General features: G+C 68.6%; 1 protein-coding gene. It reads right to left on the minus strand.

Annotated features, from left to right (window positions below):
- Nucleotides 1-3,089: amino acid adenylation domain-containing protein (locus tag ACWEIJ_RS45935; RefSeq protein ID WP_449843614.1), on the minus strand; the 3,089-nt coding region annotated here is incomplete at its 3' end.
- Nucleotides 3,090-3,116 lie beyond the last annotated feature (27 nt).

The following is a 3,116-nucleotide window of genomic DNA, read 5'->3' on the forward strand; positions in this document are numbered from 1 at the left end:
ACCGCGTCCGGAGACCGCGCCACCACCCCCTCGAACAACTCGTGCACACAACCCGACGGCATCACAACCTCCGTCGAATTCCACTCCGCTAAAAGCCGCCGCTCCTCCGCCGAAACCAGACTCAACCCCGACAACACCGCATCCGGATCGCCCACCACCCCCCGCAGCAAACCCACAAAATGCCCCGCCAACCGCTCCACCGTCACCGCGTCGAACAGATCGGTCTTGTAACGGAGGTATCCCCGCACCCGGCCGTCCCACTCGGCGAGGTAGAGCGACAGGTCGACGACGGCTCCGTCTGTCGACGCGTCGCGCTCGTCGGTCGCAGTCAGGCCCGGAAACTCCAACGACTCGGCGTTGGTGAATCGGGGATGAAGCTGGAAGTCGGCCTGGTAGAGGGGATTGCGTGCGAGGTCCCGATCCGGGCTCAGTTCCTCCACCAGCATCTCGAACGGCATGTCCTGGTTGCCGTAGGCCGCGAGCGCGGTGTCACGGACCCGGCCCAGCAACGTCGCGAAGGTCGGATCGCCGGAGCAGTCGATCCGCATCACCAGCACGTTGAGGAAGAGTCCGATCAGGTTGGCGGTCTCGGCCCGCTGCCGATCGGAGATCGGGCAGCCGATGGTGAAGTCGTCCTGCCCGCTGTACCGGTGCAGGAGAGCGGCGTAGCCGGCGAGCAGCGTCATGAACAGCGTGGCGCCGTGCTCGACGCCCAACGCCCGAAGCGCGTCGACGAGGTCGGCCTCCAACTCGAAGGTGTGCACGGCGCCGCCGGTCTGGCGGGGCGCTCGGGGCCGGTCGGTCGGAAGCTCCAACTGCTCCGCACCCGCCAGCTGCGCGCTCCAGTACGCCATCGCGTCGTCCGTCGCCGGTCCCCGCAGCCACTCCCGCTGCCAGATGGCGAAGTCCGCGTACTGGATCGGCAATGCCGGCAGATCGGCGGGCTCGCCGGTCACCTCGGCCCGGTACAGCGCCGCCAGGTCCTTGGTCAGCCGGTTCATCGACCGGCCGTCACCGACGACGTGGTGCATGGTCCACATCAGCAGGTGCTCGTCGCCGGCGAGCCGGATCACCCGCACCCGGTAGACCGGGCCCGCCTCCAGGTCGAAGCCGCGACCGGACTCTTCGGCGAGTTCCCGGGACGCCACCGCGGCGCGCACGTCCGCGGGCATCGCGCTCAGATCGGTCAGGTGCACGTCGGCCGGCGCGGGCGCGTCGATCACCTGGCTCGGCCGTCCCGCTCGCACGACCAGTCTGGTGCGCAGCACCTCGTGGCGAAGCACCAGAGCGCCGACTGCGCGTTCCAGGGCGGCGACGTCCAGACCGCCGCGCAGCCTGGCCACCCACTGCATGACGTACGAGGTGTCGTCCGGCTGGAGCTGGTGCAGGAACCACAGCCGCTGCTGCGCGTACGAAAGCGGCAGGTCGCCGCCACGGGGCGCCGGCGCGATGGCGGCGATGGCCCTCGCCTCACCGCCGTCGACGATGGCCGCGAGCTGAGCGACCGTGGGTGCGTCGAACACGGTCCGGACGGGAAGGTCGACCTGGTAGTGCTCCTGCAGCCGCCACAGCAGCTGCATCACCAGCAGTGAGTGCCCGCCGAGTTCGAAGAAGTTGTCGTGCACGCCGACTCGGTCGACCTCCAGCAGCTCGCCCCAGAGGCCCGCCAGCAGCTGCTCTGTAGCGGAAACCGGGGGTTCAAACCCGACCTCTAGCTCGGGACGTTCCACCGGCGCAGGCAATCCGCGTCGGTCCAGCTTCCCGTTCGCCGTCAACGGCAAGGCCGGCAACCACACGAATGCCGACGGCACCATGTATTCCGGCAGGACCTGCAGCAAGGCCGTCCGCAGTTGTGAGGTGTTCGGCGCCGCTCCTACTCCTGAGGCGACCAGGTACGCCACGAGTCGCCGCCCGGCCATCGCATCGTCGCGGGCGACCACCACCGCTTCTCCCACTTCGGCCAGACCGGTCAGCACCGACTCGATCTCGCCGGGTTCGATCCGGTGGCCGCGAATCTTCACCTGTTCGTCGGCGCGGCCCAAGAATTCGAGCACGCCATCGGCGCGGAACCGGCCCACATCTCCGGTCCGGTACAACCGGCCACCCGCCTCGCCGAAGGGATCCGGCACGAAACGCGCACCCGTCAAGCCCGGCCGACCCAGATACCCCCGGCCGACGCCGACTCCGCCCAAGAACACCTCACCCGGCACCCCGGCCGGAATCGGTTGCAACCAACCGTCCAAGACGTACACCCGCATGTTCGCAACCGGCCGGCCGATGGGAATCGGCACAGCCCGGTCGGCGCCCGGTTCGCAGCGCCACGACGTCACGTCGATCGACGCCTCTGTTGGGCCGTAGAGGTTGTGCAACTCGACGTCGAACGTCTCGTGGAACCGTTGGACGGTGCGGCCCGTGAGCGCTTCGCCGCTCACCAGGACGCGCCTCAGCGACTCGCACCCGCCCCGCACGGCCTGCACGAACTCGTCCAGCATCGACGGCACGAAGTGCAGGGTGGTCACGCCGAAGTGATCGATCGCCGCCGCGACCCGGTCCGGCAGCCGGTGCTCGCCCGGCCGCATCATCACCAGCCGGCTGCCCACGATCAGCGGCCAGAACAGCTCCCACGCGGAAACGTCGAACGAGTACGGCGTCTTCTGCAGGACGACATCGGAGTCGTCGAGCAGGTATTCCGACTGTGCCCACAGAAGTCTGTTGGCGAGCCCGCCGTGCTGGATCATCACGCCTTTCGGCCGGCCGGTCGAACCCGACGTGTAAATCACGTACGCCACGTTCTCCGAATCGACTCCTGACTCGCCCGCCGCCACCGGAGCGGAAGCTTCGATCACCGGCCAGTCACGATCCAGGCACACCACCTCCCGGCCCGCTTCAGCGCCCAAACGTCCCGCCAGACGCTGCTGCGTCAACACCACCGAAACGCCGGTGTCCGCCAGCACGAATCCCAGTCGGTCCGCCGGGTACTCCGGATCCAGGGGCACATACGCACCTCCGGCCTTCAGGACTCCGAGCAGCCCCACCACCATCTCCACGCCACGTTCCACGCACAAACCGACCAGAACCTCGGGCCCCACGCCCAAGCTCCGCAAGTGACCCGCGAC

It is taken from the genome of Lentzea sp. NPDC004789, from assembly GCF_053601075.1.